The organism is Nocardioides lijunqiniae (assembly GCF_015024225.1).
Lineage (GTDB): Bacteria > Actinomycetota > Actinomycetes > Propionibacteriales > Nocardioidaceae > Nocardioides > Nocardioides lijunqiniae.
In genome coordinates this window covers 1-13007 of sequence record NZ_JACJGM010000032.1, presented here as the reverse complement: position 1 = coordinate 13007, position 13007 = coordinate 1, and the positions used below count along the sequence as shown (strand labels likewise).

At 72.3% G+C, this 13007-nt stretch carries 11 protein-coding genes; 5 read left to right on the top strand and 6 right to left on the bottom strand.

The window, feature by feature from the left end:
* Nucleotides 1-24 precede the first annotated feature (24 nt).
* The 3 genes from IRQ30_RS17940 to IRQ30_RS17930 are packed head-to-tail and all read left to right on the top strand — an operon-like array spanning nt 25 to nt 3682.
* Nucleotides 25-1347: a cryptochrome/photolyase family protein gene (locus IRQ30_RS17940; RefSeq protein WP_193614339.1), complete on the top strand. Its 1323-nt coding sequence runs from the start codon at nt 25-27 to the stop codon at nt 1345-1347.
* Nucleotides 1344-2126, top strand: a complete 783-nt coding sequence (locus tag IRQ30_RS17935) for a hypothetical protein (RefSeq protein WP_193614338.1) — start codon at nt 1344-1346, stop codon at nt 2124-2126. The genes IRQ30_RS17940 and IRQ30_RS17935 overlap by 4 nt, the downstream gene beginning before the upstream one ends.
* Entirely contained in the window at nt 2123-3682 is a 1560-nt protein-coding gene (locus tag IRQ30_RS17930; RefSeq protein WP_193614337.1) for a glycoside hydrolase family 13 protein, read from the top strand. The genes IRQ30_RS17935 and IRQ30_RS17930 overlap by 4 nt, the downstream gene beginning before the upstream one ends.
* Here the strand turns inward: IRQ30_RS17930 and IRQ30_RS17925 are convergent.
* From IRQ30_RS17925 to pdxH, 6 genes are all read right to left on the bottom strand, one after another.
* Complete coding sequence (locus IRQ30_RS17925; protein WP_193614336.1) at nt 3669-4109, bottom strand: MarR family winged helix-turn-helix transcriptional regulator; 441 nt, start codon at nt 4107-4109, stop codon at nt 3669-3671. The genes IRQ30_RS17930 and IRQ30_RS17925 overlap by 14 nt on opposite strands.
* Nucleotides 4106-5698, bottom strand: a complete 1593-nt coding sequence (locus tag IRQ30_RS17920; RefSeq protein ID WP_338089776.1) for an MDR family MFS transporter — start codon at nt 5696-5698, stop codon at nt 4106-4108. Before IRQ30_RS17920 ends, IRQ30_RS17925 begins: the two co-directional genes overlap by 4 nt.
* Before the next feature lie 380 nt (nt 5699-6078).
* Nucleotides 6079-7959 (bottom strand): ABC transporter ATP-binding protein, encoded by a 1881-nt coding sequence (locus IRQ30_RS17915; protein WP_193614335.1) that lies wholly within the window; start codon nt 7957-7959, stop codon nt 6079-6081.
* Nucleotides 7956-9689 carry an ABC transporter ATP-binding protein gene (locus tag IRQ30_RS17910; RefSeq protein WP_193614334.1) on the bottom strand — a complete coding sequence of 578 codons (1734 nt, stop codon included), beginning with the start codon at nt 9687-9689 and terminating at the stop codon, nt 7956-7958. The genes IRQ30_RS17915 and IRQ30_RS17910 overlap by 4 nt, the downstream gene beginning before the upstream one ends.
* Entirely contained in the window at nt 9674-10270 is a 597-nt protein-coding gene (locus tag IRQ30_RS17905) for a TetR/AcrR family transcriptional regulator (protein WP_193614333.1), read from the bottom strand. Before IRQ30_RS17905 ends, IRQ30_RS17910 begins: the two co-directional genes overlap by 16 nt.
* Nucleotides 10271-10428: 158 nt before the next feature.
* A complete protein-coding gene (pdxH, locus tag IRQ30_RS17900; RefSeq protein ID WP_193614332.1) occupies nt 10429-11085 on the bottom strand; it encodes a pyridoxamine 5'-phosphate oxidase in 657 nt (218 codons plus the stop codon).
* A 76-nt stretch (nt 11086-11161) separates the two neighbouring features.
* Between pdxH and IRQ30_RS17895 the strand changes: the two genes are divergently transcribed.
* The gene (locus tag IRQ30_RS17895) at nt 11162-12265 is read left to right on the top strand and encodes a citrate synthase 2 (protein ID WP_193614331.1); all 1104 of its coding nucleotides are present in this window, start codon (nt 11162-11164) and stop codon (nt 12263-12265) included.
* A complete protein-coding gene (locus IRQ30_RS17890) occupies nt 12253-12825 on the top strand; it encodes a GNAT family N-acetyltransferase (protein ID WP_193614330.1) in 573 nt (190 codons plus the stop codon). Before IRQ30_RS17895 ends, IRQ30_RS17890 begins: the two co-directional genes overlap by 13 nt.
* Nucleotides 12826-13007: the final 182 nt, after the last annotated feature.

Here is a 13007-nt window from a genome sequence, read left to right as displayed (position 1 = left end):
TGTGCCCCTGGCAGGGTGGAGGCGATGCCTGCCGTCATGTGGTTCCGCCGGGACCTCCGCACCCGTGACAACCCTGCCCTCCTCGAGGCGGCCGCGGAGGGCGAGGTGCTCCCGCTGTTCGTCCTCGATCCGCGCCTCTGGGGTCCCGCCGGACCGTCGCGGCGGGCCTACCTCGGCGCCTCGCTGCGCTCGCTGGGCGCCGACGTGCCGGTCGCGGTGGTCCGCGGCGACCCCGTGCGCCGTGTGGTGCAGGCCGCCCGCGATGTCGGCGCCGACCGGGTCCACGTGGCGGCCGACTACGGCCCCTACGGCCACGCCCGCGACCTCGAGGTGGAGCGCGCCCTCGCCGACGCCGGCGTCGAGCTGGTCCGCACCGGCTCGCCGTACGCCGTGGCGCCCGGCCGGGTGACCAACGGCAGCGGCGAGCACTACAAGGTCTACACGCCGTTCTCCAAGGCCTGGGCCGACCACGGCTGGCGGGCGCCGGTCGACGCGCCGAAGGGCGTCACCTGGGCGAGCCTCGACGACACCACCGAGGTCCCGGAGACCCGGCTGCCGGCCGGGCTCGAGCTGCCCGAGGCCGGCGAGGCCGCCGCCCACCGCCGCTGGGCCGACTTCCTGGACGTGATCGCCGACTACGGCGACGACCGCGACAAGCCGGCCGTCGACGGGACCTCCCGGCTCTCGGTGCACCTCAAGTACGGCGAGATCCACCCCCGCACGCTGCTCGCGGACCTCGCGACGCTGCGGGGCGCCGGCGCGGCGACGTACCGCAAGGAGCTGGCCTGGCGGGAGTTCTACGCCGACGTGCTCTTCGCCAAGCCGGAGACCGCCCGCGACTACCTCAAGCCCGACTACGGCCGGATGCGCTACGACGACCCCGCCGAGCACCTGGAGGCCTGGCAGGAGGGACGCACCGGCTTCCCGATCGTCGATGCCGGCATGCGCCAGCTGCGCGGCATGGGCTGGGTGCACAACCGGGTCCGGATGATCGTGGCGAGCTTCCTGGTCAAGGACCTGCACGTCGAGTGGCAGCACGGCGCGCGCCACTTCCTGCACTGGCTCGTCGACGGCGACCTCGCCTCCAACAACCACGGCTGGCAGTGGGTCGCCGGCAGCGGCACCGACGCGGCGCCGTACTTCCGGGTCTTCAACCCCACGAGCCAGGGCCGCAAGTTCGACCCGCGTGGCGACTACGTACGGCGCTGGGTGCCCGAGCTCGCGGACGTCGCCGACCCGCACGAGCCGAGCGCCGACGACCGCGACCGGGTCGGCTACCCCCACCCCGTCGTCGACCACGCCGAGGAGCGCCGCGAGGCGCTCGACCGCTGGGAGGAGATCCGATGACCAGCCCCGCCCCCCTCGGTCCGGTGATCGTGCCGAGCCGCTTCTGCGGACCGCCGTCCTCGGGCAACGGCGGCTGGTCCGCCGGCGCCCTCGCGGCGACGCTGCCGCACCCCGACGACCACGGCCGGTCCTGGCCCGCCGTGACGATCACGCTGCGCCAGCCGCCGCCGCTCGACACCGAGCTGCCGGTCACCGACGAGGACGGCGCCCACGTCGCGTCCCACGACGGCAGGGCGGTCGCGCAGGCCCGCCTCGCCGACCGCGACCCCTCCCCCGTGGCGCCGGTCGGCGCCGACGTGGCCCGCGCCGCGGAGGCCGCCTACCCCGGTCTCCGGGCCCACCCCTTCCCGACCTGCTTCGCCTGCGGCACCGAGCGCGAGGAGGGTGACGGGCTGCGGATCTTCCCCGGCGCGGTCGGCGCGGCCGACGAGGCCGCACGCGCCGCCGCGACGTGGACGCCCCACCCGAGCCTCGCCGAGGACTGGCACGACTACCGCGACGAGGTGCGTCACGCGTCGCTGCCGGTGACGTGGGCGGCGCTCGACTGCGTCGGCGCCTGGGCCGGCGACATGGGCGAGCGCCCGATGGTGCTCGGCACGATGACGGCCAGGATCGACGCACTACCGGTGATCGGAGAGGAGCACGTGGTGATCGGAGCCGCCCGCGGCCAGGAGGGCCGCAAGACCTACACCGCCTCCACGCTCTACGACGCGGACGGCCGCGTCGTGGCGGCCGCGGAGCACGTGTGGATCACCATCGACCCGGCGGCGTTCGCATGAGCGAGTGGTGGCGCCAGGCCGTCGTCTACCAGGTCTACGTCCGCAGCTTCGCCGACTCCGACGGCGACGGCGTGGGCGACCTCCCGGGCATCACGTCCCGGCTGCCCTACCTGCGCGACCTCGGTGTCGACGCCGTGTGGATCACGCCGTTCTACCGCTCGCCGCAGCACGACCACGGCTACGACGTCGCCGACTACGTCGACGTCGACCCGCTCTTCGGCACCCTCGCGGACGCGGACGCGCTGGTCGCCCGCGCCCACGAGCTCGGGCTGCGGGTGATCGTCGACCTGGTGCCCAACCACACCTCCTCGGACCACGCGTGGTTCCGGGCCGCGCTGGCGGCGGAGCCCGGCAGCCCCGAGCGTGCGCGCTACCTCTTCCGCACCGGCCGCGGCGCCGACGCGAGCGAGCCGCCCAACAACTGGCGCTCCGTCTTCGGCGGGCCCGCGTGGACCCGGGTCGGCGACACCGACCAGTGGTACCTCCACCTCTTCGACTCCACCCAGCCCGACCTCGACTGGCGCAACCCCGAGGTGCCGGCGATGTTCGCCGACGTGCTGCGCTTCTGGCTCGACCGGGAGGTCGACGGCTTCCGCGTCGACGTCGCCCACGGGCTCCTCAAGGAGGAGGACCTGCGCGACCAGACCGGCCAGGAGGTCTCCTCCGACACCTTCGACGTCGGGGGCCTCGCCGAGGACGCGCCCATGTGGGACCAGCCCGAGGTCCACGACGTCTACCGGCAGTGGCACGCGATCCTGGCGGAGTACGACGGCGACCGCATGGCCGTCGCCGAGGCCTGGACCAGGACGGTCGAGTCGAACGCCGCCTACGTGCGCCCCGACGAGCTGCACCAGGCGTTCAACTTCGACTGGGTGATGGCGCCGTGGTCGGCCACGGCCTACGCCGACGTCATCGAGCGCACGCTGCCCGCCCTGGCGGCGGTCGGCGGGACGCCCACCTGGGTGCTGAGCAACCACGACGTCCAGCGCCACGCCACGCGCTACGGCGGCGGCGCGGTCGGCCGGGCGCGGGCCCGGGCGGCGACCCTGCTGTCGCTGACCCTGCCCGGCTCGGCCTACCTCTACCAGGGCGAGGAGCTCGGGCTCGAGGACGTCGACGTGGCCCCGGAGCACCGGCAGGACCCGTCGTGGTTCCGCACCGGCGAGCCCGGCCGCGACAGCTGCCGGGTGCCGATCCCCTGGGCGGGCGAGCGTGCGCCGTACGGCTTCGGGCCGGGGGCCGCGCAGCCGTGGATCCCGCAGCCCGAGGGCTGGGCGGCCCTGAGCGTCGAGGCCCAGCAGTCCGACGACGGCTCGACGCTGGCGTTCTACCGCCGCGCGCTGGCCCTGCGGCGCGAGTGGCTGGGCGGCGCCGGCGACGAGGTGTCGGTGAGCGTGCACGACGACGTGCTCACCGTGCGTCGCGGCGACGTCACCCTCGCCGTCAACTGCGGCTCGGTGGCGGCAGCGCTGCCCGCGGGCGAGCCGCTGCTGGCCACGGGGCCGGCCGACGGCGGACTGCCGCCCGACACCGCGGTCTGGGTCAGGACCGGCTGAGCGCCTCGTTGTAGGCGGCCAGCTCGGAGGCGAACTCGTCGAGCCGGGCGTCGGTCCAGTCGCCCAGCTGCTCCCCGAGCCACTTGCGGCGGTGGCGGGCGACCTCCTCGAGACGGCTGACGGCCTCGTCGGTCGCCGAGACCAGCGAGGCCCGCCGGTCGTCGGGGTCCGGGACCCGCGCCACGAGCCCGAGGTCGACGAGGTGCTGCACCTGCCGGCTGATCGCGCCCTTGTCGGTGGCGAAGATCTCCACCATCGACGAGGCGCGCAGCGGGCCGTGCTCGGCGACGTAGCCGAGCATCAGGTACGACGCCGGCTGCAGGTCCTCGTGCACCAGCTGCGCCCGGACGCCCACCACGCGGCGTACGCGTCGGATCATCACGCCCACCTCCTGCTCGAGGTGGCGCAGGGACTCGGCTCGGGTCATCGCACGACCGGCTCCTCGGCCTCGGTGGGCTGGTAGTTGGAGGTGCGCAGCGGCACCTCCTTGATGAAGAGTACGCAGATCAGCGCGACCACGGCGAACGGTGCGGACACCAGGAACAGGTGGCCCACCGCGTCGCCGAAGGACGCCTCGTAGAGCGCACGCATCGGCAACGACAGCGAGTCCAGGTCGGGGATCGAGTGGCTGGCGTGGGCGTCGGGCGTGACCCCTTGCTCCCGAAGGCCGTCGCGGACGCTGTTGGCGACCTGCGTGGCCAGCACCGCACCCAGGGCGGAGACCCCGATCGAGCCACCCATCGAGCGGAAGAACGCGACGACCGAGCTGGCGGCGCCCATGTCCTCGATGCGGGTGTTGTTCTGGACCGAGAGGACGAGGTTCTGCATGGTGGCGCCCAGGCCCAGCCCGACCAGCGCCATGAACGCGCCTACGACGACGAGGTTGGTCTTCTCGTCGATCGTGCCGAGCAGGAAGAGGCCGACGATGACGAGCACCATGCCGCCGACGAGCCAGCGCTTCCACAGGCCGGTGTCGCTGATGATCCGGCCGGTGACGATCGAGGACACCAGCAGGCCGCCGACCATCGCGATGGACATCAGGCCGGCCTCCGTGGGGGCCATGCCGCGGGCGAGCTGGAAGTACTGGCTGAGGTAGACCGTCGCGCCGAACATCGCGACACCGACCATGACGGACGCGGCCGTCGCCAGCGCCGTGGTGCGGTCGCGGAAGAGGCGCAGCGGGATGATCGGGTCGACGGCGACGCGCGCCTCGACGTAGATCGCCAGCGCGATCACCGCGATGCCCGCGGCGAGCATGAGCGCGGTGGTGGTGGAGGCCCAGGCGAAGTCCTGGCCGGCCAGCGACACCCACACCAGCAGGATGCTGACGCCGCCCATGATGAGCGTGGCGCCGAGGTAGTCCACGTGCACCTCACGCCGTACGACGGGCAGGTGCAGGGTGCGCTGCAGCACGACGAAGGCCAGCGCGGCGACCGGCAGCCCGACGAAGAAGCAGCCGCGCCAGCCGAGCGGGCTGTCCACGATCACGCCGCCGATGAGGGGGCCGCTCACGGTCGCGAGGGCGAAGACGGCGCCGATGTAGCCGGAGTAGCGGCCGCGCTCGCGCGGGCTCACCATGGTGGCGATGACGACCTGGACCAGCGCCGTGAGGCCGCCGACGCCGAGACCCTGGACGGCACGGGCGCCGATCAGGACTCCCATGTTGGGCGCGAACGCCGCGATCAGCGACCCGACGGAGTAGATGAGCAGGGCGCTCTGGACGAGCAGCTTCTTGCTGAACAGGTCGGCGAGCTTGCCCCACAGCGGGGTGGTGGCCGTCATCGTCAGCAGCGTCGCCACGACGACCCACGTGTAGCCGGTCTGGCTGCCCTCGAGGTCGGTGACCATCGCCGGGAGGGCGTTGGTGACGACGGTGCTGGAGAGCATGCCGACGAACATCGCGAGCAGCAGGCCGCTGAGGGCCTCCAGGATCTCGCGGTGGGTCATCTGGTGGGTCTCCTCCGCCGACGGCGGGGCGGAGGCCGGGGTGGAGGGCGGAGTCACGTCCTGGGACACGGGTGCTCGATTCATACCGACTAGAAGGTTGACTCCGGCAACTATATTCCGATGACGCCCTCCCGGGTATCCCCTGTGTCCGGAAACACTCGGACGTCCGGACCCGGAAATAGCAGCGACCCGCAGGCGTGGCCTTCGAATGAAGACCGCTCCGGGGGACGTGAAGCCCGGATCGCCTGCGGGTCGGGTAGCTGCTAGGAATTCGTCAGCAGCCTGCCGGGCGCTTCCACCCGGCATGGTGCTGGGCTGCTAGCGGGCAGCCACCTCACGCGTCCTTGAAGAACTCATTCTTCGGACCACCTCCTTTCCCGTGTACGACAACCGTAGGTCGCCGTCGCGGGCCGGACAAGGGCTTTTCCACCGGCTTTGCGGACCGACCGTCACGCCAGGGCCGCGGCGAACTGCGACTGGTAGAGCCGGCTGTAGGCGCCGCCCGCCGCGAGCAGCTCGTCGTGGGTGCCCTGCTCGACGATCCGGCCGGCCTCCATGACCAGGATCAGGTCGGCGTCGCGGATCGTCGAGAGCCGGTGCGCGATGACGAACGACGTCCGGTCGCTGCGCAGCGCGGCCATGGCCTGCTGGAGCAGCAGCTCGGTGCGGGTGTCGACCGAGCTGGTGGCCTCGTCGAGGATCAGCAGCGCCGGGTCGGCCAGGAACGCGCGGGCGATGGTCACCAGCTGCCGCTCGCCGGCCGACAGGTTGCCGCCGTCCTCGTCGACCCTCGTGTCGTAGCCGTCGGGCAGCGAGTGCACGAACCGGTCCACGAACGTCGCCCGCGCCGCCTCGAGGATCTCCTCCTCGCTGGCCCCCGGACGGCCGTAGGCGATGTTGTCGCGGATCGTGCCCTCGAAGAGCCAGGTGTCCTGCAGGACCATCCCGATGCCGCCGCGCAGCACCGCGCGGGGCATCGCGGTGATGTCGACGCCGTCGAGCGTGATCCGGCCGGCGTCGAGCTCGTAGAAGCGCATCACCAGGTTGACCAGGGTGGTCTTGCCGGCGCCGGTCGGTCCCACGATCGCCACCGTCTGGCCGGGCCGTGCCACCAGGGACAGCCCGGAGATGAGCGGCTCGGCGGGGTCGTAGGAGAACGCGACGTCCCGGAAGGCCACCTCGCCGCGGCCGGCGCGCAGGCCCTGACGGTCGCCGAAGGCCGGGATCGCGTCGGGGGTCTGCTCCTCGGCGTCGAGCAGCTCGAAGACCCGCTCGGCCGAGGCGACGCCCGACTGCAGCAGGTTCATCATCGAGGCCACGGTGGTGAGCGGCTGCGTGAACTGCCGGGTGTACTGGATGAACGCCTGCACCTCCCCCAGCGACAGCGAGCCGTTGGCCACGCGCAGGCCGCCGACCACGGCGATGACGACGTAGTTGAGGTTCCCCACGAACATCATCAGCGGCATGATCAGCCCGCTCACGAACTGCGCCTTGAACGACGCCTCGTAGAGCTCGTCGTTCTCGACGGCGAAGGTGCGCTCGACCTCGGGCCGACGGCCGAAGACCGTCACCAGCGCGTGGCCGGAGAAGGTCTCCTCGATGTGCGCGTTCAGCCGCCCCGTCCGCCGCCACTGGGCGATGAACTGGCCCTGCGAGCGCTTCATGATCTTGGCGGTGAGGTACATCGAGACCGGCACCGACACCAGCGCGATCAGCGCCAGGGTCGGTGAGATCCAGAACATCATCGACAGCACGGCCAGGACCGTGAGCAGCGAGGTGAGCAGCTGGCTCATCGTCTGCTGGAGGGTCTGGCTGACGTTGTCGATGTCGTTGGTGACCCGGCTGAGCAGCTCGCCGCGCGGCTGGCGGTCGAAGTACTGCAGGGGCAGCGCGTTGACCTTGTCCTCGACGTCGGAGCGCATGACCCTGACCGTGCTCTGCACGACGTCGTTGAGCAGGTAGCCCTGGAGCCAGCCGAGCAGCGACGCCCCGGCGTAGATGGCCAGGACGCCGAGCAGGACGTCGCGGACGCCGTCGAAGTCGATCGGGGTCTCGGCGAGGTAGCCGTCGAAGATCAGGTCGGTCGCGTGCCCGAGCAGCCGCGGACCGAGCGCCATCAGCCCCACGCTCACGACGGCGAGCGCGACGACCGCGATCGCCTTGTGGCGCTGGGGTGTCAGCAGCCCGACCAGCCGCCGGGCCGACGGCCCGAACGTCATGGCCTTCTGCCCGACCATGCCGCCGCCCATGGGCCCGCGGCCCGGGCCGCCGACCGGCGCCTCGATGCGCTCGGTCTCCTTCATCGTGCCGGTGGGCTTGGTGTCGGTCATGCCGCCTCCTCCGCGCTCAGCTGGGACGCGACGATCTCCTGGTACGTCGCGTTGCCGGCGAGCAGCTCGTCGTGGGTGCCGCGGCCGACGACGCGGCCGTCCTCGAGCACCAGGATCAGGTCGGCGTCGCGGATCGAGGCCACCCGCTGCGCGACGAGGATGACGGTCGCGTCGCGGGTCTCGGGCTTCAGCGCGGCGCGCAGTCGCGCGTCGGTCGCGAGGTCGAGGGCCGAGAACGCGTCGTCGAACAGGTAGATCTCGGGCCGGCGTACCAGCGCGCGGGCGATGGCCAGGCGCTGGCGCTGCCCACCGGAGACGTTGGTGCCGCCCTGGACGATCGGGGCGTCGAGGCCCTCGGGCATCGCCTCGACGAAGTCGCGCGCCTGCGCGATCTCCAGGGCCCGCCAGAGCTCCTCGTCGGTCGCGTCGGGCTTGCCGTGGCGCAGGTTGGTGGCGACGGTGCCGGTGAAGAGGAAGGCCCGCTGCGGGACCAGCCCGATCGAGGACCACAGCACGTCGGGGTCGAGGTCGCGGACGCCGACCCCGTCGATGCGCACCTGGCCCGCGGTGGCGTCGAAGAGCCGCGGCACCAGGTTGACGAGCGTCGACTTGCCGGCGCCGGTGGAGCCGATCACGGCGACCGTCTGGCCGGCGTGGGCCTCGAAGCTGACGCCGCTCAGCACCGGCTGCTCGGCGCCGGGGTAGGTGAAGCCGACGTCCCGGAGCTCGAGCCGGCCGCGGCCGACGACCTCCCGCACGGGCGACGCCGGAGGGACGACCGAGGACTGGGTGTCGAGCACCTCGCTGATCCGGTCGGCGCACACCGACGAGCGGGGCACCATCATCAGCATGAACGTCCCCATCATCACCGACATCAGGATCTGCATCAGGTAGCTGAGGAACGCCGTGAGGGCGCCCACCTCCATCTGGCCCTGGTCGACGCGATGGCCGCCGAACCAGATCACCGCGACGCTGGAGACGTTCACGACGAGCATGACCAGCGGGAACATCGTGGCCATCCAGCGACCGGCGCGCACCGACACCTCGGTGAGGTCGTCGTTGGCGCGGGCGAAGCGGGCGGTCTCGTGCGGCTCGCGTACGAACGCGCGCACGACGCGGATGCCGGTGATCTGCTCGCGCAGCACCCGGTTGACGGCGTCGATGCGCTCCTGGACCAGCCGGAAGCTCGGCACCATCTGCGACACGACGACCCCGACGGAGAGGAAGAGCGCGGGGACCACCACCGCGAGCAGCCAGGACAGGCCGAGGTCCTCGCGCATCGCCATCAGGATCCCGCCGACCATCATGATCGGCACCGAGACGGCCATCGTGCAGGTCATCAGCGTCAGCATCTGCACCTGCTGGACGTCGTTGGTGTTGCGGGTGATCAGCGAGGGCGCGCCGAACTGCGCGAGCTCGCGCCCGGAGAACGAGCCCACGCGGTGGAAGACGTCCGCGCGCAGGTCGCGGCCGAACGACATCGCCGTGCGCGCCGAGAACCAGACGGCCACGACGGAGCACGCGATCTGCAGCAGCGAGACGCCGAGCATGATCGCGCCGGTGCGGACGATGTAGTCGGTGTCGCCGGTGGCCACGCCGTCGTCGATGATGTCGGCGTTGAGGCTGGGGAGGTAGAGCATCGCGACCGTGGCCGTGAGCTGCAGGGCGACGATGATCGTCAGCCAGGTGCGGTAGGGGCGCAGGTAGGTGCGCATCAGGCGGAGCAGCATTCGTCCCTCTTCCGGAGCCCGAGGAGGACGGTCTCGACGATCTGCTCGGGCGTGAGCAGCCGTCCGTCGGCGATCTTGGGGTGGCTGCCCGCGAAGGTCAGCAGGCGCAGCACGTGCAGGAAGTGCTCGACCGGCACGGCGAGCTGGTCGGCGTCGTCACCGACGACGTCGGCGAGCAGCAGCGTCAGCCGCGCCCGCCACGCCTCGGCCTCCTCGGAGTCGTGGAGGTGGCCCGGAGGGCCGACCAGCTCGACCCTGAGCATCAGGTCGAACGTCGCCCGGAAGCGCTGCTGGAGCAGCGCCACCAGCAGGAGGAGGCGGGCGCTCAGCGGCTGGTCGCGCTCGATGCCCTCGATGCGCGCCACGAGGTCGCCGGGCTCGAAGGCGCGGGCCAGCGCGGCATCGACGAGCTCCTCCTTGGACTCGAAGACCCGGAAGATCGTGCCCTCGGCGACCTTGGCGGCCTCGGCGATCTGACGCGTGGTCACGGCGCGCCCGTGCAGGCGCAGCAGGCGCAGCGTCACGTCGGTCAGCTGGTCGCGGCGCTCCTCGGGCGAGAGCGGTCGGGCACGGGGTGGCATGCCGTCGACCCTAACTGAGTGAGCACTCACTCAGGCAAGCGGTTTGCGCAGCAGGTTTTTCAGCAGATGCTGAAAAACCTGACGTTCTGGGCCAGAACTACGGCCCAGAACGTCAGGGAAAGGCCCAGAAGCGCCCGTCTCGGACGCGCCACGACGCCCTACGGCGCCAGCCGCTCCGCCACCCAGGCCGATCCCTCGCGCCGGTAGACCAGGCGGTCGTGGAGCCGGCCGCGACGTCCCTGCCAGAACTCCACGAGCTCGGGTCGCACGAGATAGCCGCCCCACTCCGGCGGCACCGGCACCTCGTCGGGGAAGCGGCGCTCGGCGTCGGCGTACGCCGCGTCGAGCTCCTCGCGCCCGGCGACCGGCGACGACTGGTGCGAGGCCCAGGCGCCCAGCTGCGAGCCGCGCGGGCGCGAGGCGAAATAGGCCTCCACGTCGGCGCGGGGCAGCAGCGAGGCGGTGCCGTCGACGCGGACCTGACGCTCCAGCAGGTGCCACGGGAAGAGGAGCGAGCAGGCGGGGTTGGCCGCGAGGTCGGAGCCCTTGCGCGAGGCGGTGTTGGTGAAGAAGCGGAAGCCGTCGTCGGCCACGCCCTTGAGCAGGACCATCCGCGACGACGGTCGGCCCTCGGCCGAGACCGTCGACACCACCATCGCGTTGGGCTCGTGCAGGTTGGCGGCGCGTACGTCGGCGAACCAGCCGCCGAACATCGCGACCGGGTCCGCGGCGAGGTCGTCCTCGGCGAGCCCGCCGGCGGCGTACTCCTGGCGCAGCGCCGCGATGTCCCCGTCGTCGTGCGTGTTGTCTCCCATGCGAGCCACGGTAGGGCGTGGTGCACAATGCCTGCGGCGCGCCCACACACCCGGGCGCCGGACGAAGGGGCACGTCATGACCGAGGTACACCACGGGCTGGAGGGCGTCGTCGCCTTCGAGAGCGAGATCGCCGAGCCCGACAAGGAGGGCTCCGCACTCCGCTACCGCGGCGTCGACATCGAGGACCTCGTCGGTCGCGTGCCGTTCGAGAACGTGTGGGGCCTGCTGATCGACGGCTCCTACAACCCCGGCCTCCCCCCGGCCGAGCCGTACAACCTCCCCGTCCACACCGGCGACGTGCGCGTCGACGTCCAGGCGGCCGTCGCGATGCTGGCACCGGCGTTCGGCTTCGGCCAGACCTACGACATCTCCGACGAGCAGGCGCGCGAGGACCTCAGCCGCGTCGCCGTCATGGTGCTCTCGTACGCCGCCCAGTCGGCGCGCGGGCTGCAGCAGCCCGTCGTCCCGCAGCGCCTGGTCGACGAGGGCGCCACGCTCGCCGAGAAGTTCCTGATCCGCTGGAAGGGCGAGGCCGACCCGGCCCACGTGCACGCGATCGACGCCTACTGGTCCTCGGCCGCCGAGCACGGCATGAACGCCTCCACCTTCACCGCCCGCGTCATCACCTCGACCGGTGCCGACGTCGCCGCCGCCTTCTCCGGCGCGATCGGCGCGATGAGCGGCCCGCTCCACGGCGGCGCCCCCTCCCGCGTGCTGGGCATGATCTCCGACGTCGAGGAGTCCGGCGACGCCACGGCCTACGTCAAGGGCCTGCTCGACCGCGGCGAGCGGCTGATGGGCTTCGGCCACCGCGTCTACCGCGCCGAGGACCCGCGCGCCCGCGTGCTGCGCCGTACCGCCAAGGAGCTCGACGCGCCCCGCTACGAGGTCGCCGAGGCGCTCGAGAAGGCCGCGCTCGCCGAGCTCAAGGAGCGCCGCCCCGACCGCGTGCTCGAGACCAACGTGGAGTTCTGGGCAGCGATCGTGCTCGACTTCGCCGAGGTGCCACCGCACATGTTCACCTCGATGTTCACCTGCGCGCGCACCGGCGGCTGGTCGGCGCACATCCTCGAGCAGAAGCGCACGGGCCGGCTGATCCGCCCGTCCGCGATCTACACCGGCCCGAGCGCCCGCTCGGCCGACCAGGTCGACGGCTGGAAGTCGGAGTGGGCCGGCTGAGCCGACCCGTCCTCGTCACCGAGCGGCTCCGCCTGGAGCCGCTCACTCATGCGCACACCGACCTGCTCGTCGAGCTGGACTCCGACCCCGACGTGCTGCGGTTCGTCTTCGGGCGCGCCCTGACGCGCGAGGAGGTCGTCACCACCTGGATGCCGCGTCGCACCCGCCCCGGGGCCGACGCGCGCGGACTGGGCTACTGGGTGGGCCACGCCGGGGACGAGTTCCTGGGGTGGTGGTGCCTGGGCCTCGACGACGAGGACCCCACCGCGGCCGAGCTCGGCTACCGGCTGCGACGTACGGCGTGGGGACGCGGCTACGCGACCGAGGGCGCGCGGGCGCTGGTCGCCCACGCGTTCGGGACCGTGGGCCTCGACCGGGTCTGGGCCACGACGATGGTCGCCAACGACGGCTCGCGGCGCGTGCTGGAGAAGGCCGGGCTGCACCACGTCCGCACCGAGACCCCGGGTCCCGACGACCCCGACCGCGCGGTCGACGGGTGGGAGCAGGGCGTCGCGGTGCTCGAGCTGACGCGCACGCGCTGGGCCTCCTCGAGGTCTTGAGGGTTGCTTGAGCCAACCTGGGGGCTTTGCCTCCGGGGGGCTTGATCTGGCGGCTGCAGAGTTCTGGTCATCAGCACGACGGCCACCACGGCCACCACCCGGACCAGAGAGAAGCCCCCCATGAAGAAGACCGCCCTCAAGGCCAGCTCCACCAAGATCCTCGCCTCCGTCGTCCTCGTCGC